Genomic DNA, 18,339 nt, shown 5'->3' on the forward strand with positions numbered 1-18,339 from the left:
TTAAAGGCACAAGAAGGTCCAGTTTTAAGGTCTATAAAGCTATATATTGGAATTGGGAAAAAGTACGGAAGATCGCCACCTGAAACCAATACGTAATGGGGAATTCTTTAGTTGGCGCGTTTTAAAGCTTCGTTAATGATAAGCTCACGCTCAATACGATAAAAGATAATCTTTTCTTCTAAACCATCAGACTCAATGGGTTCTGGTTCCGAGAAAAAATCTCTTAAGATTTCCATTTTCTTATCAATGGTGACACGCACGGATTCTCTGCCTTCAGCTTTACCTTGGGCAAAAGTCAGCATCAAACGGTATCTGATGCCACTAGAAGGTGGGCGCTGTTCATTAGGTGGCAGCCACCCATCAATACCTTTAATGTATTCTGTTTCAATCACACCGGTGTCTTGGTTTTCTTGAGCGATAGGATATTTAAGAACAGCGTGGGCAGCCCTCCACACAGCATCGTAGTTTGCGAAGAAGACTTTTTGCTTATTGATTTGCGCCATGCGCGCGTGGGCAGAAGGCTTTTTATCAAACAGGCTGCAGCCAAAAAGGGTGCAGCCTGTGAGAATCACAAGTACTAAGAAAACTTTTTTAGAAAGAAATTGAGCTGTGTGTGACATGTGTTGCAGCGTCGATGATAGCCGGACCTGCAGGCACTTGGGAAGCAGTTTGTGAGCCAATAAAGTTCACATTCCAACGCTTCGTTCCTGGAATCGCTAGAGCCGTCGGGAATTCTGGAAGTTTCACGCGCTCTACCCAAGTCGTCGCATAGATTTCCCATTGCGGCGTTTGGATTTTCACGGTTGCTGAACCCTGTTTTACGTCTTCTTCTTTAGTTAAAAGAGTATAAGTCGCAATCGGATTTACACCTTCAACTGAGTTAAATTTAGGCAAAAGCAATTCGTCGCCTTGGATCACTGGGTCAGCTACAAGCGGAAGCATTTTTGGTGCGACTGTTCCAGTGAACGGAATTAACGTTGCACTCATACGATCGCCTTTTTCTTTTGGTCTTTGCACGATACCCAAAGCGAAGTTTTCAGCACCCGGTAAAGTGTTGATCGCCATTTTTTGACCAGGCTCAACTCTTTTTACGTCTGTTGGGATTAAGAAACCTTGTTGGTTTGCGACACCCAAAGCCATAAACGCTTCATCACCACGCACTTGTGGTGCTTGCACGTATTTTGGATCTTTAAATGATAACTCGCCAGTAGGCATAGTTAGGTTAGTTGAAGCTGATTTAACGTCTACGTCACGGATGGCTCCGCCAGTCAGTTTGAAATCATTGATTAGATCAAAGAAGTCAGCGCCATTACGAAGAGCATCCACCGTTGATTTAAACGGGAAACGGCCTTTAGCAGCAAACACGCGGTTGACACCGTCTTGTCCAAAGTAAATGCGGTAGTTTGGTTTATCTAAAGTGATCGTAAATAAAGCGTATTTTTCACGTTGCGAAGGAAGCGAGATGTTGGCTGGAACATCGATTTTTTGTCCCATCGCTTCGATTTGATCGTTTTGTGCGCTGATTACGTTATCTAAGTTGAATGATAAGATGTCGGCCTTAGAAAACGCTGGCATCACTAAGCCAAAATCAACCCAACCGTCTTTATCTTGGATCGGTAGACCGGTAGTAGGGCCTTTTACTTCATACTGCGTTTTATTAACACTCTTACGAAGTTTGATCGTTACTGCGCCTGGTTCCTGCGCAAGGTAAGTCGCGCGCACATAGCCTTTTGCATCGATAGTTAAAGCTTCAGCGGAGGTCCACTCTGTCGGGACATTAGCATTTCCATTGGCGTCAGTAGTAATAAAATTGCCTGAAAAAGGAGCATTTAAAGCGTCGCCGATTAAAATTTCAGCGTTAGCTATCGGCTGGTCATCGGCATTTAAAACCGTGATTTGATGCGCACTTTGACCAAGAAACATCCCGAAAAACGAGTTTTTGCTAGGATTAGCGGGTTTATCGTCCTTAGAACAACCGATTAAGAGCCCTGGGATGGCTAACGCCATCAGCATTTTTTTCATAAGATCCCCCTCCGTGGTTTTTCTTAACTTATCTGTTATTGCATTAGGGAAGTGGGGGGTGGGTCAAGACCAAAGGCGAGTGACACAGGGAAAAATTAAAAAAAGCGCGTTAAATTGTTCCCCAGTATTGACTTCATGCGCGTCCGCAAATAAAACCTTCACCTACGCAAGCTTTGTTAAATTTCTATGCAATGTTTGCGTTACGTGTGGTGGGGTAGCTCAGCTGGTTAGAGCAACGGAATCATAATCCGTAGGTCGGCGGTTCAAGTCCGCCTCTCACTACCAAATTTTTTAAGCCCGCGTAGCGGGATTAAAAAATTCTTGTCTACACTTCGGCTCCGCCGAAGTAGATAATGTCTTTCAAGATGCGTTCTGAAAGAAGTTTCTCCAGAAATGAGCCTCTGAGAGAAATACCAAACCTGCAGCGATGCGGGTTTTTTTTTGCCTAAAACCCGTCACTAGAGGTTTCTACTTATGCAAGCGATTAAATCTGAAGCAAAAAAGCTAATCAAAGATCATCTTGAAGAATTAAATGCAACAGCTGACGAACTTGGTGGAGTTTTCATCACTGGTGTTGACGGTGCCGTTGCTGTGATTGGTGCTGAGAATTCTAAGAAGAAGATTATTTTTAAAACTAGCTTTGTTAGCGACAGTGTAAATCAGCTTCTTGATGCGCAAGTGTTGGTTCAGGATCTTCTTGAGGAAGAGGGGATTGAGGCTATCTCGGAGCATGATTTTAATATTGCTATTGGGGTTGTGTAGGCATGCTGGCTAGGGTAACGCAATTATTAGCCGAACGTCGGCAATTCAAGTCAGTCTACCAAGTTAAAAAAAGTAGCCATTGCACTGGCTTCGTCATTTTCGTGCTTTGAAATGGCAAAGGAACTAGGCCCGATAACTAGGCCTGGTTGCTGCTACGGGATCTTGCGGACGTGAAGTAGGAGATATTTTTTGAAAACCTTAAATACTTTTTTGGAAATGAACTAACGGACATCTACTTTGAAAGTAATATTCCAAATACTCAAACTCTTACTGGGCGCGTGCTCAGTTTAATATAAAATCTTTTTTTCCTTTTCGAGAACAAGAAAGAACAATTAGATGTTCTTTAGCTCTCGTAGCGGCCACATAATAAAGTCTGCGGATCATGGCTTCTGTGTTGCTTTGTGAAAGTGCAAAAGGGTCAACAACCATTACGGCGATGTCAAATTCTCTACCTTTTGATCTCCACATACTGACAACTTCAATTTTTGCTTTTCCTGCACTTGATCCATAAAGTCCTACGGGCTTTCTTAGCTCAAGATAATTGTTGTACGGAGTAGTGGCTTTATAAGAAATTCTCATTTCAGCATTTAAAAAATTAAGTGACGACGCGCTAATACCATCTTTAATACCTTTAAGAAATTCAGAGGCAACTATCTTTTCTATGAAGATTCTATAGTCATCCTCAATTGACTCAAGCCTTAAGCTATCAGCGATAGATTGAAGGGAGTCTGCTTTTTTGACTTTTTTCTCTTGTATGTTTATTTTTTTTAACGCTTCTTGTACTTTCGTTTCCGAAATTTTAGATCTTCCCCATGTGGCCAATAAAATTACCAAACTCCTTGCGGTCTGAATGGCATTGTTCTCATTCTTATCCAGCTTGAGTTGGATAAAAGACATAAAGAGAGAACGTATTGACTCTTTGTTTTCTTCTCTAAGATTAAAGTGCGGATAAATTTTTACAGGAAAAGCACTTCCATCCGGTGGATTCTTTAAAGCATTGCAAATGTCCTGAGCGAGACCTTGGCTTGGAGTTAGTATCCCAATACTTTTACCTGTAAGCTCGGGAGCTTTTTGGACCTGAAGATATATACTAGCTATGTTTGATCTAAGCTGATTATAGTAATATGGAAATACTTGTAGTCCATTTTTTTCTGATTCGTTTTTTATGCCATTCAAAACGTTATTCGCAAACTGAATGATTTCAAAGTTAGGACATCGGTGATTCACACCGAAACTGTTTTCTTTCTGAACATTTTTCCAGCGAAGAAAATCAACCTTTCTGCTCACTACAGTAGAATATTCAGTGTCATAAATAACTTGGTTTTGGTCTCCAAAAAGAAGAATTCTCGATTTGCCCCCTAATGATTTAAGAAAATCATATTGTTCGGAACTTGTATCTTGGAACTCATCAACAATGATTAGAGGAAATTTTAACTCATAAAATCCTCGGATTGTTTCAGATGATTTTAAAATCCTAGAGGCTAACTCTAGCATAATATCAAAATGAATTTTGCCAGTAGATCGCGCAACTCGATGGTAATATTCTTTGTCTGACTCATTTTCATTTCTTGCGACTAGAAAGCCAGTTAGGGATGAGTCTATATTATCTAAAACAGAAATTTTTTTAGGAAGGCCAATATAGCGTCCGTAGGTAAAAATAATTTTCCACGACAATGAATGAAAAGTATTAAAATCAATTTTTGTCTTAGTTGAAGAGTTTAGCTGAAGGCCCGCACTTTCAGCCATCCTTTGAACAGCAGCATTTGAGTATGAAAGGAAAAGAATTTTTTGCCCTGGCTTAAGTTTTAGTACCTCTTGCCCCGCAAGATACAACGCGGTAGTCGTTTTTCCTGTCCCTGGGCCGGCAGAAATATAACGACTGTCTGTCGAATTTATTATTTCCAATTGTTCAGGTGTTGGACTATAGCTCATCTTCTGGCATCACAGCTTCTAATTCAGATTCTTCTTCTGAAGGCATGAGTCCTAGTATTTGATAGCAGCTCTTAAATACCTCTTTAAAAGTCTTAGGAACATCATTGGCTGATAGTTTCCCGACCATCCATTCATGAAATGGAATGCTTCCCTTGTTAGAGGTTAAAAAATCGATCACTTTCTTCTTTAAAGCAATTTCATCAAGATTAAAGTCAGCATCTGTTAATCTATTATTCTTTACAAACTCGGCCTGTGTGCAAATTGTCTTGAGAGTTTCTCGTGGGACTTCTGCGTACAATAGTTCTTCTAATGTAGTGTATTCGGCAATAATTGCTGACTTTCCTTTATCAATCCAATCAGTCTGAACAGGATTAGACTCTGTCGTTTTATCGACATAAATAAATACAGGAATTGTTGCTGATGCAATAATTTCGGCTAGGGGAGTAACGCTGTTTATTCCCTCAGCACTAACAACTGTTACTCCAAGATAATCAAGAGATGTAATTTCTAGACCGTCGATACTTTTTCCCGAAAAAGCATCAGATATATTTCTAATCCATCGAACGACAGATTCTTCTTCCGCAACAATAACCAGATTACTCAAAAACGCTTCTGATAATTGTTTACGAAGATTTCGTTCATAAGATTTTATTGAAATTTTACTATCATCAATGAAGGTCGATTTAAGTACGCCGTTGCCAGAGTCATTAATTCGACATATTTCGGATGGCTCAAACTGTTCTAGAACATAGGGTGAATGTGTTGTCACAAATAATTGTGTAGCTAGTTCCTTCGCATCTTTAACAATTCTTCTTTGTGCATGAGGAAATAAGTAGGATTCAGGTTCTTCTAAACACAAAATTCCTCTGCCTCGCTTCCTCATAATATAAGTAAGCAGGCCGAGATAGCTTAGGCATCGCGTTCCTGCTCCAAATTTATGAATCGGTAGTGGATTCTCACCACTTACATAAAGGAAGGCATTATTTTTTATGAGTTGCCTTGTTCGGTCAGTAAGTTCAAACGTTAATTGTTTTTTAAAGGATTTTGGATAAGGCAAAAAACGTTCAAATTCATTCGCAATTTCGTTAATGACCCTTGAAAAATTATCATTGCTTTGAAATGGCTGGCATAGGTCTTTTGAATTTTCAAAAACTTCTTCGAAATTTGTTGGTAGGGCATCTTGGCTCTGAAGAACTCTAGAAAGAAGGCTTGATGTTTTCAAAGTAAGCGGAAATTGAGCACCCCGGACATCTCTATAGATTAAAAATCCTATTCTTAATTTCTGCTCTTTTGTTACTCTTGAGTTTGGTTCCTCAGGAAAATTCCAAAGGGTATCTTCTTTATCCTTGAAAAAGGTTTTCCAGACAAACTCATCGTCTTCATATGAATATAAGGCCTCAAACTTTACTCTGATTGATTTGATTACATCGGCTGTGTATGGATCATCATCTGAACTTTCGATCAATTGATTGCTTTTTGTATTCCATGGTAGAATATGACCATCAAACTTTAAAATATCTTCTTCTTCAGTTATTGGGCCAAGAACTGCCTCAATTTCTATTCGATTCCCTGGAATTTCAATCTCTTGACCTTCTGGGGTAGTGATTTTTCTTTTAAAGTAGGAGCGATTGTGAAAGTCGTTTTCGTCAATTACATTTGATCCGTAAGAAAACTCTGGGTTGAGTAGAAGGTTGATTGCTTCGACAATTGTTGTTTTGCCAATGTTGTTTGTTCCGAGGAATACATTATATTTCTTAGGAAGTATTGAACAATCTTTGATGGCTCTGAAATGTTTAATATCAATCTTTAAAATTCTCATATTTCCTCTTAAAAATTCTTCAGAAAACCAGAACAATTGAGTCGATACACACAGCCTTAAGCATACTGTTAGCTCCGGTTTATATTTTTAAAACATACTGTGTGCTGAATACTTTTCCCTTTTATTTGTTTAACTTCGAAGATACCTTGCAAAGAAGCTAATTCTATTTTGCTTTCACAGTAATACATACAGTTGAAAGAATATGTATTTGCATATCCAGGATCTAGAGCTACGGATGGCTTGCCGTATGATAACGGGTCGTCTCCTGGAAATCGTAGGAAAAACTCAGTCTCTATTTCCTCGAGCGCTAACTTTGGTTTTATTAGTGAAGTAAGTTTAGTCCCGATGTTGCCGATATCTACTTCGAGATAGAAGTCATAGCGATATCGTTGATCTGACTCTGAAGGCGCTATTTCGTACACTTTAGCAGAGGTTACATCAGAGACGATTTTTGGGCCATTTGTGATTTTCTCGTAAACCACATAAATGAATGACAGAAGACCCGAAAAACCACCCACAATAGTAGCCCAGCTAATAAACTCGCTCACAGATTACCCTCAAATGCTTTTTTGAGAATGGCTTGTTTGAGTTGGACTATTTTTTGTTCGGATCTTGCAATTTCATTTTCAACTTTTGTGGTGGCTGAAAGAGATTCCTTGATCACACGAATTATCTCCCCCTGTTTTTTCAGGTCTGGCAGATATAATGGCATTTTTCGCAGTATCTTCGTATTCACTCTTGGACGAGTGACCCCTTTAACTTCTGATATTAAATTTTGATAAAAAGAAGGAGAGCAAATTTGATATAATAGAAATTCAGGATTTATCAAATTTTGATTTGGTCTTAAGCAAAAGCAGTCAGCTTTATTAACTGCAAATTGGATAGCCTCTGGAATGAAGCATGCTCTTACTTTCTCTGCAACAAAAGATGAAAACACGATGTCGCCTGAAAAAACCGTATGCTTCTTTAGAGATTCATACTTTTTATCTGAAATATATGTAGCTTCATCTTTAAAATATAAAGTTCCAATATTCTCGAGTCTAATAACTCGAACGCCAGAAGGGGTATAGTCGGAAGATTTTAAATTTGATCCAAATGGACCATCGAATATTCCGCGATCATCATCTAATATCTCTTCTAAAGTGGTCACCTCTCCAAAAGCGGAGGCATTTAAAATCGACTGGCGGTATAAATCTAACTTTTGTTTTGCCGATTCGATTTCTTGAGTTCCTTTATCGATTTCAGAAAAAAGAGTATTGATTTTGTTAACAGCATTTCTTTGTTCGTCAAGTTGCGGCAACGGGATAGATAACTCGCCTAAATTTCCGCGAGATATTCTCTTTCTTGTAGTTCCTGATTGGAGCATCGAAATTTGCTGTCTTATCTGTGGAGAATTGACAATGCTCATTAGAAAATTTGAATCTATTTCCGTATTGTTAGGGCGAAATATTGCGATATCAACAACCGTAACATATTTATTTTCTTCAGAGAGCGGAAAAATACAGGCTCTTCCTAAGGGGTCAGGCATTCGGGCGATGAGTACATCTCCTTTTTTTAGAAAAGTGCATCGCAGCTCTTTGGCCTTCTTCCTTGTCATATATCTATTCGATTTATTAATGAAGTAACCGTCCCCAATATCAGCCAATTGTATTAGGCGTACATCTCCATCTGGATCTTGATCCTTAGATTCAATCCAATCACCATCGCAAAAAAGCGCGCCGAAATCTGATAGATTAGATAAAGTTGTCGTATTTACTGATTCCAACATCTGCTATCTCTCCATGTTAGATATTATTTTCGCAAATGACTCTGACGCATTTTTCAATGAAGCTAAAATTTCTCCAGCAATTACATCAGGCTCTGGCAGCTCGTCAGCATGAGTGACTGACTCATCTCTTAGCCATGAAATATCTAAATTGTATTCGCGCTTTTTGATTTCAGCTATGTTAAAGCATCTAAATCTACCTTCTTCACCTTGATCTTTTCTTTTTGAAGTGCCATCGGGATTTTTACCGTATGCTTTTTCAAATTCAGAAAAGTGTTCACGCCTTAATGGGCTTGTTTTTCCAAACGAAGGCATATTGGCACGAAGATCGTAAACCCACGTTTCCTTCGTATTGCCAGTTTCTTTTTTGCCTTTATTGAAAAATAAAACATTGGTCTTTACACCTTGCGCATAAAAGATGCCTGTCGGAAGTCTTAAGATCGTGTGTAAATTGCACTTTTCCATTAAATCTTGACGAATTTTTGCGCCAACACCAGCTTCAAAAAGCACGTTATCGGGTAGAACAATACCTGCGCGACCTCCAGGTTTCAGGCTTCGATAAATATGTTGTAGAAAACTTAACTGCTTATTTGAGGTTTCAAACGTTAAGTCAGATCTTGTTGAGCCTCCATCGCCTTTAGCCGTTCCAAACGGAGGATTTGCGATGATTAAATCTGCTGGTTTAAGATTAGCACCAGCATCACTCAATGCGCTACCTTGAATAAGGTTCGACTCCATATCGTGTAACATCAAATTCATTAGCGCCAGCCTATGCGTAACTTCAACTAATTCAATTCCATAAAATGCTTCTTTAATTTGAAATTCGGCTTTCGCTTCTGAAAGTTTGCCTAAATTGTCCGTATGTTTTTTAATGTATTTATCAGCGTAGATTAGAAAGCCGCAAGTGCCAGCCGCAGGATCTTGAATTTCTTCACCTGCTTGAGGTTGAAGAATATCAACGATAGATTCGATGAGGACGCGCGGAGTGAAGTACTGGCCAGCGCCGCTTTTCTTTTCAGAGCCTACTTTTTCAAGTAATCCCTCGTACATATCCCCAAGATCGTCTTTGTCATGCGAGTACCAGTCGATTTTGTTAATTTCGGAAATAATCAACGACAAATGTTTTGGTTGTTTAAGTGAAGTATTGGCATTTGTGTAAATTTCTAAAACTCGTGGGTGTTTTTTCAGTTTGTTATCGCTTGTGCCAAGTTCAAGTAACATCTTTCTGTAAAAATTGAATTGATCAACTCCGTTTTTTTCAGTTAAATCTTTCCATCTGTAGCCATCAGGAAGCCACTTTTTATCAAGACCTTTTTCCTCAAGCATTTTGGGAAACAAAATGAAAGTCAGTTCATTCACATACCCCATGTAATCGACACCGCCATCACGAAGGATGTCGCATAGGTTCCAAAGTTTTTGTACAATATGATTCGTATTAGCCATAATTTTCCTTAAACTGTCTGCTGCCAGATGAGCTCATTAATTTCATGTAGTATATCTTCGATTTTTCCATCAAAAATTTTGTTTGCTCTAGCAAGGCCACCATCAATTTTGAAGGCACCTTTATCTAGGGATTCCAAGTCAACCACATATTCTTTTTCTAATTGTTGTTTGATTCGATCAATCCATTTAATTTGCACAGGTGTAAAGTTGTGCGTGGATTTAATTACCACAATAGCTTTATCAAGTCGCTCTTGAAATGGGATTAATGCGTCGCCAATTGCTTCGCGACGAACAAATCCGATAAGACTTGCCGCAATTTCACGAGTAGATTTTAGCTTTTCTTTGTAGGCTTTTTCCAAAGTTGCTTCTTTATATCCTTGATTATCCAAGATTAGCTTTAATTCTCGCAGCTCAGCTTTTGTTAAATCTCGTGGACGAGTAGCAATAATAATCAAAGCTTGAACTTTGTTGACGTTATCTTTGATGAATTTGCTAAAACCTTCAATGTAATCTTCTGGTCTTCCGGTTTCACCAAATCCTTGCTCAACACCGATAAGTTGATCATCGTGTTCTGAAATAATCATTTTCTTTTTGTCTTGCTGAAGTTTATCAAGCCACTTTGCCAGCTGTTCAAAACGCAAGTCCCAATCCTGTTGGGTGAGGCTTCGAGTTTTCATTTTTTCGACATATTCTTCGGGATCAAGGCCACCAGTAAGTTGTCTAAACTCAGCTTCCGCTTCGCCCTTGATTCGACGTTTGCGAGCATTAAGTTTTGCTACGATCTGCTCGATGATGTGATCTTTAACCTCGGACTTTTTATTATTTTTAAGTTCCTTAGCTAGTTCTTCTAACGTGATGCTTGGATTTGGAGTTACGGGCTTCATAGCCGAATATGGTTGTAAGGCATCATATAAGCCAACTGCATCATAAATTTTAAAGAAGTCTTTTTGGATTTTTTCACAAAGCCTTGTCGCGCGGCCTATCATTTGATCATACAAGATACGGCTTTTCACTTGGCGTAAGAAAACGATATTACAAATTTCAGGGACGTCAATACCGGTAGTCAGAAGATCTACAGTTGTCACAATGGAAGGAAAATTTTCATTTTTAAACAATCTTATTTTTTCAAGAGGCTTATCTACGCTTGCAGTTATTTTTGTAATTGCATTGCGATCAATGTCACCATATTTGGCTTTAAAGGCATCGTTTAAAAGTCTTACAACCATATCCGCATGGTCATCTCTAGCGCAAAAAATCAAAGTCTTTTCATTAGAATCCCACTCGATATGGTTCACGAGTTCTTCGCAGACTGTTTTATTAAAATTTTCAGTTATGACATTCGTATTAAAGTCTTCAACTTCTAAAGCCAGCTCGTCTGGGGTTTGCTCAAGTTGAATTTTAGAGGTGGTGGGATCATAGACTTTAATGTCTTCGTTCTTTTTCCACTTCATACCTTCTTCGCTGAGTTTCGTTTTGATTTTGTATGGCTCTTGGTGATCAACCAAGTAGCCATCAATTACAGCTTCACGATAGCTATAGGTAAAGACAGGCTTACCAAAAATTTCTGTTGTATGAAGTGCGGGGGTAGCAGTTAAACCGATTTTTACTGCATCAAAATACTCAACCACTCGACGATACTTCGAAATATAGTCTTCCTCATTGCGGTATTGAAATTCTTCGCCGCTAAGTTGTTTGTCTAAAGTGTAACCTCTGTGACATTCGTCGATGACGATGCAGTCGTATTGATCAATAGGGATCATTGGCTCTTCGACAGATGGGTACAAAATACGTTTAATCAATGCTTGTACAGTGGCGAAGTGAACTTTAGTTGCTGTGTCCGGCTTAATTTCATCAAGACCTTTTATGTCGTAGATGTCACTGAAGGTTTTGTTATTTTCAATCTTCATTTCCTTAAAGCTGTCTTCTGCTTGTCCACCAAGTGAGGTACGATCCACTAGAAATAAAATTCTATTAAAACGTTCGGATTTTATTAGACGATAGGTAAGTCCAATACAAGTTCTCGTCTTTCCAGTGCCCGTTGCCATGGCGACCAGGATTTCACGTTTGCCTTTTGCTATCGTATCTTCAACTTTAGTGATCGCGTTTTTTTGATAGTCACGAAGAGGCAGATAATCAGTTGATTCATCCTTTAGTTTTTGAATGGCCTTACTTTCATCTTTTTGACTAAGTGACAACAAACCTTCCGGGGAAGGCCATGCTACTAATGGACGAGGAAGATTTGCGTTGAGTCTTGCATCTAAAAACCAAATACCGCTTTTTTCTTTTAATTGTTCGATATAAGGTCTGCCATTTGTAGAATATAAAAACGGAACTGAATACTTTTCCCATTGGCCCAACAGCTCAAACTCGTCAGAAGTTTTAATTCCTTTCGAGTATCGTTCAGACTGAGAAAGGTCGCTCTTAACGTCTTTGGCTTTCTTCTTTGCTTCGACAACGCCTACGAATTTCAATCCACAGAATAGGGCATAGTCGGCATTCCCGTTTTCGGTCGGCCATTCCGCAATGGCTATGTTTTTATTTTTCTGAGGACGTGTTCCTTTACTGTATCGCAGGGAGGCTGTATCAACTTCCCAGCCTGCATCACGGAGTTGTTCATCGATTAGTAGTCGAGTTTCTTTTTCATCAAGCTGAAGGTCGTCACTGGCCTTCTTCAAAGACAAAATGGCTGCTTTTTGAGTGGCAGATTGAGCTTCGTTATTGGCTTCAATAATTCTGAGTTTTTCGTGTAGAGCTTTAATCTCTTTTTCTAAATCGGTAGCACGATCTTTTTCAGCTTTTAAAATATCTACTGCAACTTTGGCGGTAGGCTGTGGTGTTTTATATTCAGCTGTAAATGTTTTATCGGTTGAAAAAGTGCGATGAAAAATTATGGCAAGATGGTGTGCCATTTTTAAGTGTGACAAAGCATCGGAACTGGAACCATGTACTGTGTGGGCAGCTTTGTTGCCAGTTTTTCTGATGCTGTGAAATAAATCAAGAGCTTGCTGGCCATAGATGCCGCGATTTCTAAATAGATTCAGCAAATCAACTTGTTTGTCTTGTTGCCATTCGGGCACGCCAACTTGGGCGGCGGTGTATTTTGCCAGAATCTCTGCGAACTGACGAATTTTAAAAAGGGCAGTATTTGGATCGGAGTGAACATATTCTTCCGCACGACTGAATAGCTCAACGAGAATCGAGTCATAAATTTTTAAGAATTGAACATTAGACATACGAGCCATCCTTAGATCGTTTTTAACACTGTGAATTCAGTATTTTATGATAAAAAACGGCCTGCCAATCAGCAAGCCTCTTAATACAAACTTTTATTTATACGCGGCGAGACATTTTTATCTGCGGCGTCAGCTGCATGCTTAAATCAATGATATTTTCATTTTGAAAAAATCAACTATCTATTCGGGCATTTTCCAGTCATTAGCTCCTCCAAAAATCTTTTTAAAGGGCTCTGGAGATCTTCCATCACTGAGTTGAATTCAGATGCCATTTTGAAGGATTCTGGTGCATCACTCGACTTTGTCATAGATTGAATTTGATGGGCCAAAATACTGAATCTTCTGCGTATGTATTGGGAATTTTCTAATTGCTTCAACAAATTTTAAAGAAGTGTCTTCATATTTTCCAAAAACTTCGATGTTGGCGAAAAGTTCAATGTAGATTTTAGAGCAAAGCAAAATCTTAACTAAATTTGCGGCATCATCTGATTCTTTTTCCGATTTTGTAATTGCACGGAACACAGCGCTATCTTCTGCTAAACTAAAGGCATCGCGAAGCGCAGTTACAAAGTCCTGGTTGATTTTTTTAAAGTCCAACTGTTTTGGTGGATCATGCGCTAATTTATTCCAATAAGTAATAAGTTCCGAGTCGGTGGTACAGGTACGCCTCTCACTACCAAATTTGTCTTTCAAGATGCGTTCTGAAAGAAGTTTCTCCAGAAATGAGTCTCTGAGAGAAATACCAAACCGGCAGCGATGCGGGTTTTTTTTTGCCCAAAACCCGTCACTAGAGGTTTCTACTTATGCAAGCGATTAAATCTGAAGCAAAAAAGCTAATTAAAGATCATCTTGAAGAATTAAATGCAGCAGCCGACGAACTAGGTGGAGTATTCATCACTGGTGTAGTCTGTGCTGTTGCTGTGATTGGTGCTGAAAATTCTAAGAAGAGGATTATTTTTAAAAGTAGTTTTGTTAGCGACAGTGTAAATCAACTTCTTGATGCGAAAGTGTTGGTTCAGGATCTTCTTGAGGAAGAGGGGATTGAGGCTATCTCGGAGCATGATTTTAATATTGCTATTGGGGCCGTGTAGTCTCAGCGGAGTAAAGTAAAGAAACCATGTTTTGTAGGCGATAGTTCAAATCGAGCCTTCCCTAAATTTTTAAAAAATAAAACAGGCACCCTTAGGCGTCTAAATTGCATCAATCCTTCAAATGTTCGAGGCGTTTGGATCGAAGTCGAGTTATTAATCGCTATTTCGTCTTTTATTTAAAGCACGCAAATTCCTATCCTATTACAAAGAGGCAGATGCAAAGGACGTTAAAGTTAAAATTGTCTATAAAGAAATATTGTTTATTAACCGAACTGTTTAAAAAATTAAAAAGGCAGCGGTGAATGAGCTCAAAAAAAATAGATCCGGCGATCAAGACTATTCTGCACCCTAAAAAGTATGGAGTCTGGTGTTTAAGTGTAGAGTTCGAGGGTGATGATCTTAAAAAACTCAATGACGTGTTGGGCAGTGGCGATCGATACTACCTCTACTATTCAGGAAAAGTAGCGCACTCTATTCGAAATAGATATGGATCGCCGAATGATATGGGTACTGATGGGCCACCGACTCGATTTATCGGTCTTTTGTCGCTGTTCAATACACTATTGAAGACCGGAAAAAAGGATTTTTCAGAACTGTTTGTTTTTGAATCGTCGAGAGAAGAGCGTGCACGTTTCGGAAGGTATAGTTATTTTCATCATTTAATGCAGAGCGGTCCTAAGTCGACAGCTAAGAGAAAAAATGAATTTTTAAAAGCTGCTGGCGAGTTTAGAAAATCATTTACACAGGTGCGGCTTTCGTTAGTTCCCGATAATAGCTCAAAATTGGATTTTTTTGATATGGGCAATGGTGCTTATATGCAAATCTCAGAAGAGCAAAACGGAACATTTAAGTTCTGCGCCTTTGACATTGATGTATTGCAAAAAGTTGAGCGGATATTTAACTCGTTCAATAGTTTGCGACCCAAAAGAGTCGATAAATACAAAATATTTAGCCCTGACGATAGTTTGATGGAAATGTTTTTTCCTGTTCTAGATTCAATGCCGGGATCACTATCTACTGATAAAAAAACTTTAAGAAATTTCAATCAGATCACTTCAGAAATAAGAGAGAATCGATTTGTTCATTCAATAAGAGTAACTGGGATTGCTGTTGAAGAATTAATGGTAGAAATCTTTGAATCATTTTTTAGGGAAAAGGCGCCAGAAATTCCGCTAGGGAGCTTAATGGGCGAGTTTAGTAAACGGTTGGGAAAAGATGGCGAAAGGAAAAACAGCCGCATAAAATCTTATATCAATGAGCTTGATAACATTTTGGAAATCGAGAAAGGAAAAAAAGATGTGAATAACAGTGTTGTCCATATCGGTTTTACCTTAAAAAGTTTAGCGAATGAAATCGAAAAATCATTTGAAAATATTAAAACACAGGTTGGCGATAACAAATCAAATAGGATCATACTTTTTCCGAGCAATATAAATCATGCTCTAAATGAGTTTTTACCACTCAGAAATCGGGTTTCTCATCGTGTCGATAGAGCAGTAGCGGTTTCCACGATTGGGTATGTCGACGCAATTATTGCTCTAAGATGTCTCTTCATGCTTTCCCACTGGTGGGAAAACGAGAGAAAATTGCTTAATTATTCTTCAGACGCGCAGACCTTACTGAATGAGACATGCAAAAGATCTTCTGTTGAAGTTGATACGTAACTAAGTGGTTCTACTGCAGACAATTTGCGCTGAAGGGGGCTCAATTGACAGGTAAGAAAAAGCAGCATTACGTGCCGCAGTTTTATCTAAAGAATTTCGGTAAAGGTAACGGAATTTTTGTTTTCGATAAACAATCCAAAATAGTCTATGGATCTAACGTATCAGATGTCGCGCAGGAGCGATACTTCTATGCGATTCCGAACGAAAGAGGTGAGTCTGGTGGGAAACACAGCAATCTAGAACTAATTAACTCCGTAGAAGATTATTTGTCGGAAATAGATCATCGAAGCAACCGTGCAATTGCCAGTCTTCTGCGGAATATTGAATCTTCTCGTGTTATCTCGAGGTCGGGCTTTCCCACTTATTCACTATCTGAAAATGACCGTATCAACTTGTCCGTCTTCATTGTGTTTCAAGATTTACGAACTAGAGAGTTTCGCGAAAAAATTGCCCAAATGGAATATTTTTTCACAAAGACAATTATGAAGAGAGTCATTGAATTTAAGCATCCCGACAAGAAGAAATATTTGGAAAAGATGGATATTTACATACATGAATATCGAGAAATACTCCGTCATTTAAGTTTGATAACCGACCATGGTTTTATAAATAAGCTAGTTAATTTTGCTCTCAGCAAGCACTGGGTTATTGGTTATAATCAAACTGAAATTCCATTGATTACTTCTGATCATCCAGTCGTGATGCGAAGCCATAATGACCATCCTTGGTTAAGGTCAGCAGCTTGGGGTGTTCCGAAAACCGAAATTTTAATTCCATTAAGTCCGAAAGTAAGTTTGATGTTGATGTGTAAAAGTTTTTTTAATGATTCACACGGGAGCGTTTTAGCTGAACAACATACAGAAAATAGAGTAGTTCCGTTAAACAAGGATAATATCATCTACAATAATCACCTGCAGATTACGGGTTCCTATCAAAGACTATTTTCAAATACTGACGAGTTTTATTTAGCTGAAGATATTTTAGCGGAAGAGCCTAAATATTCTAATCCCAACAGAAAAAGGGTGGTCGCATCAGAAAAATCTAATCTTCCATCCAATTGGGCAGTACGCCATAAGATTAACGGCAACGAAATTCCGTAGATTGGTGATTATAGCACTTCGAGTTGTCGGTCAATTTGATGGAGGTCTTGGCATAAGCTTCCTATTTTATGGGAACCTCGTGCACAACAGCCCATCGGCATGCTGGGAGCTAGGGTAACTACAGTCTGTCATCAATCGGCGTTCCTCATAAAATTTATACCCCACTGTTCCGCGCCTTGCCGCAATGCATCCCCCTCGATTTGTGCTCTAGTTACCAAGCGGGGGATGTAATGACTAAAAAAAGCAACTCAAAAGCAAAATGTCCAAGCACCAAAGCCATTCACGGAAAGACTCAATCCGGTTCTTGGGAATTTTCTCATCACCTCATCCCACCGATGACTGCTTCCACTACTTTTCGCTTAGGTTCATTAGAGCGGGGAGCGCAAGGATTTAGTACTTTTGGCTCTTCCACAGAAGCTCCGATCTATATTTACGACCGTCTTGAAGAACCTAATACCAAAATGCTTGAAGACCAAATAGCCATGATGGAAGGCGGTGAAGCCGCAGTCGCCTTCGGAAGTGGTATGGGCGCTATTGCTTCAACACTTATGACTTTGCTTAAAGCCGGTGATCAGGTAGTTGCGCATAAAACTTTGTATGGTTGCACCTATAGCTTAATCACAAATTGGTTACCGCGCTTAAGCGTGCAAAACCAGTTGATCGATATTCAAGATCTTAAGGCACTGCAAACTCATTTAGAAAATCCCACAACGCGCGTTCTTTATTTTGAAACAGTTTCTAATCCCATTTTAGAAGTGGCTGACTTAGAAAAAATCGTGAAGCTTGTTCAAACAGCCAATAAAAAAAGAGCGAAGGATCGTAAGATCTATACAGTCGTTGATAACACATTCCCAACCCCGTGGGCTTTACGTCCGATGGAGTGGGGGATTGATTTTGTCATTCAAAGCTTAACCAAAAATATTTCTGGCTTCGGAACAGAAATGGGTGGCGCAGTAGTGACACCATTAGAGTTTGAACCCTCTTTACGTGTAGCAAGAAAAGATTTCGGCGCGATCATGCATCCGTATTCAGCTTGGCATATTTTGGTTTACGGTATTACGACACAAGCGGTGCGCTTTGAACAACAACAAGAAAATGCTTTAAAGATCGCAAACTTCTTAGAAAAGCATCCTAAAGTTGAAAAGGTGCTTTACCCAGGGCTTAAATCCCATCCGCAATATAAGCTTGCAAGAAAATATCTGCGTTCACCCAACGGAGATTTTGCCCCAGGCACGATGATTTCATTTCAGCTTAAAGGCAGCATGAAAACCTGTCAGAAATTTGTCGATGACGTTGCTAAAAATTCTTACGCTATCACTCTCGCTGTGAGTTTAGGTTTAACTAAGACACTTATTGAAGTGCCAGGCTTTATGACCCACTCTGCAATCCCTGATAGCAAAAAAGGGGAGAGCGGCATTGATCCTAAAGCCATTCGCTTAAGTATTGGCTTAGAGGCCGCAGACGATATCATTGAAGATCTTAAAGCCTCTTTAGCCCGAGTATAAATT

At 39.2% G+C, this 18,339-nt stretch carries 14 protein-coding genes and 1 tRNA gene; 6 read left to right on the forward strand and 9 right to left on the reverse strand.

From position 1 onward, the window contains the following. Nucleotides 1-107: 107 nt before the first annotated feature. Nucleotides 108-620, reverse strand: coding sequence for a hypothetical protein (locus tag MNR06_RS00790; protein WP_243537929.1), 513 nt, complete (start codon nucleotides 618-620; stop codon nucleotides 108-110). After that, the gene (locus MNR06_RS00795; protein ID WP_243537930.1) at nucleotides 592-2,022 is read right to left on the reverse strand and encodes a hypothetical protein; all 1,431 of its coding nucleotides are present in this window, start codon (nucleotides 2,020-2,022) and stop codon (nucleotides 592-594) included. Before MNR06_RS00795 ends, MNR06_RS00790 begins: the two co-directional genes overlap by 29 nt. 208 nt (nucleotides 2,023-2,230) lie before the next feature. Here MNR06_RS00795 and MNR06_RS00800 point away from each other — a divergent pair. Further along, a tRNA-Met gene (locus MNR06_RS00800) sits at nucleotides 2,231-2,307 on the forward strand. A gap of 189 nt (nucleotides 2,308-2,496) precedes the next feature. Beyond that, entirely contained in the window at nucleotides 2,497-2,784 is a 288-nt protein-coding gene (locus tag MNR06_RS00805) for a hypothetical protein (RefSeq protein ID WP_243537931.1), read from the forward strand. Nucleotides 2,785-3,066: 282 nt separating this feature from the next. Here the strand turns inward: MNR06_RS00805 and MNR06_RS00810 are convergent, their stop codons facing one another. The 7 genes from MNR06_RS00810 to MNR06_RS00840 all read right to left on the reverse strand — a co-directional run bounded on the left by MNR06_RS00810 (nucleotide 3,067) and on the right by MNR06_RS00840 (nucleotide 13,669). Next, on the reverse strand, nucleotides 3,067-4,716 hold the full coding sequence (locus MNR06_RS00810) for a UvrD-helicase domain-containing protein (protein ID WP_243537932.1): 1,650 nt from the start codon (nucleotides 4,714-4,716) through the stop codon (nucleotides 3,067-3,069). Beyond that, nucleotides 4,706-6,535 carry an ATP-dependent nuclease gene (locus tag MNR06_RS00815; RefSeq protein ID WP_243537933.1) on the reverse strand — a complete coding sequence of 610 codons (1,830 nt, stop codon included), beginning with the start codon at nucleotides 6,533-6,535 and terminating at the stop codon, nucleotides 4,706-4,708. Before MNR06_RS00815 ends, MNR06_RS00810 begins: the two co-directional genes overlap by 11 nt. A 68-nt stretch (nucleotides 6,536-6,603) precedes the next feature. Beyond that, nucleotides 6,604-7,083: a hypothetical protein gene (locus MNR06_RS00820; protein WP_243537934.1), complete on the reverse strand. Its 480-nt coding sequence runs from the start codon at nucleotides 7,081-7,083 to the stop codon at nucleotides 6,604-6,606. After that, a complete protein-coding gene (locus MNR06_RS00825; RefSeq protein WP_243537935.1) occupies nucleotides 7,080-8,303 on the reverse strand; it encodes a restriction endonuclease subunit S in 1,224 nt (407 codons plus the stop codon). Before MNR06_RS00825 ends, MNR06_RS00820 begins: the two co-directional genes overlap by 4 nt. Before the next feature lie 3 nt (nucleotides 8,304-8,306). Further along, nucleotides 8,307-9,743 (reverse strand): class I SAM-dependent DNA methyltransferase, encoded by a 1,437-nt coding sequence (locus MNR06_RS00830; RefSeq protein WP_407933188.1) that lies wholly within the window; start codon nucleotides 9,741-9,743, stop codon nucleotides 8,307-8,309. Nucleotides 9,744-9,751: 8 nt separating this feature from the next. Then, nucleotides 9,752-12,976: a type I restriction-modification system endonuclease gene (gene hsdR / locus MNR06_RS00835; protein ID WP_243537937.1), complete on the reverse strand. Its 3,225-nt coding sequence runs from the start codon at nucleotides 12,974-12,976 to the stop codon at nucleotides 9,752-9,754. Nucleotides 12,977-13,267: 291 nt separating this feature from the next. Continuing rightward, nucleotides 13,268-13,669 (reverse strand): hypothetical protein, encoded by a 402-nt coding sequence (locus MNR06_RS00840; protein WP_243537938.1) that lies wholly within the window; start codon nucleotides 13,667-13,669, stop codon nucleotides 13,268-13,270. Nucleotides 13,670-13,779: 110 nt separating this feature from the next. On the opposite strand from MNR06_RS00840, the gene MNR06_RS00845 reads away from it, so the two are divergent. The 4 genes from MNR06_RS00845 (at nucleotide 13,780) to MNR06_RS00860 (ending at nucleotide 18,336) form a co-directional block, all read left to right on the forward strand. Beyond that, complete coding sequence (locus MNR06_RS00845; protein ID WP_243537939.1) at nucleotides 13,780-14,067, forward strand: hypothetical protein; 288 nt, start codon at nucleotides 13,780-13,782, stop codon at nucleotides 14,065-14,067. A 302-nt stretch (nucleotides 14,068-14,369) separates the two neighbouring features. Beyond that, complete coding sequence (locus MNR06_RS00850) at nucleotides 14,370-15,731, forward strand: hypothetical protein (RefSeq protein ID WP_243537940.1); 1,362 nt, start codon at nucleotides 14,370-14,372, stop codon at nucleotides 15,729-15,731. A 44-nt stretch (nucleotides 15,732-15,775) separates the two neighbouring features. Then, complete coding sequence (locus MNR06_RS00855) at nucleotides 15,776-16,831, forward strand: DUF4238 domain-containing protein (protein WP_243537941.1); 1,056 nt, start codon at nucleotides 15,776-15,778, stop codon at nucleotides 16,829-16,831. Nucleotides 16,832-17,061: 230 nt separating this feature from the next. Beyond that, nucleotides 17,062-18,336, forward strand: coding sequence for a trans-sulfuration enzyme family protein (locus MNR06_RS00860; protein ID WP_243537942.1), 1,275 nt, complete (start codon nucleotides 17,062-17,064; stop codon nucleotides 18,334-18,336). The last annotated feature ends 3 nt before the right edge of the window (nucleotides 18,337-18,339 follow it).

It is taken from the genome of Bdellovibrio reynosensis (assembly GCF_022814725.1).
Lineage (GTDB): Bacteria > Bdellovibrionota > Bdellovibrionia > Bdellovibrionales > Bdellovibrionaceae > Bdellovibrio > Bdellovibrio reynosensis.

Coding starts and splice junctions, on each gene's coding strand:
- MNR06_RS00845 (WP_243537939.1), top strand. CDS start 13,780: ATGCAAGCGATTAAATCTGAAGCAAAAAAGCTAATTAAAGATCATCTT.
- MNR06_RS00825 (WP_243537935.1), bottom strand. CDS start 8,303: ATGTTGGAATCAGTAAATACGACAACTTTATCTAATCTATCAGATTTC.
- MNR06_RS00815 (WP_243537933.1), bottom strand. CDS start 6,535: ATGAGAATTTTAAAGATTGATATTAAACATTTCAGAGCCATCAAAGAT.
- MNR06_RS00795 (WP_243537930.1), bottom strand. CDS start 2,022: ATGAAAAAAATGCTGATGGCGTTAGCCATCCCAGGGCTCTTAATCGGT.
- MNR06_RS00830 (WP_407933188.1), bottom strand. CDS start 9,743: ATGGCTAATACGAATCATATTGTACAAAAACTTTGGAACCTATGCGAC.
- MNR06_RS00810 (WP_243537932.1), bottom strand. CDS start 4,716: ATGAGCTATAGTCCAACACCTGAACAATTGGAAATAATAAATTCGACA.
- hsdR (WP_243537937.1), bottom strand. CDS start 12,976: ATGTCTAATGTTCAATTCTTAAAAATTTATGACTCGATTCTCGTTGAG.
- MNR06_RS00805 (WP_243537931.1), top strand. CDS start 2,497: ATGCAAGCGATTAAATCTGAAGCAAAAAAGCTAATCAAAGATCATCTT.
- MNR06_RS00850 (WP_243537940.1), top strand. CDS start 14,370: ATGAGCTCAAAAAAAATAGATCCGGCGATCAAGACTATTCTGCACCCT.
- MNR06_RS00860 (WP_243537942.1), top strand. CDS start 17,062: ATGACTAAAAAAAGCAACTCAAAAGCAAAATGTCCAAGCACCAAAGCC.
- MNR06_RS00790 (WP_243537929.1), bottom strand. CDS start 620: ATGTCACACACAGCTCAATTTCTTTCTAAAAAAGTTTTCTTAGTACTT.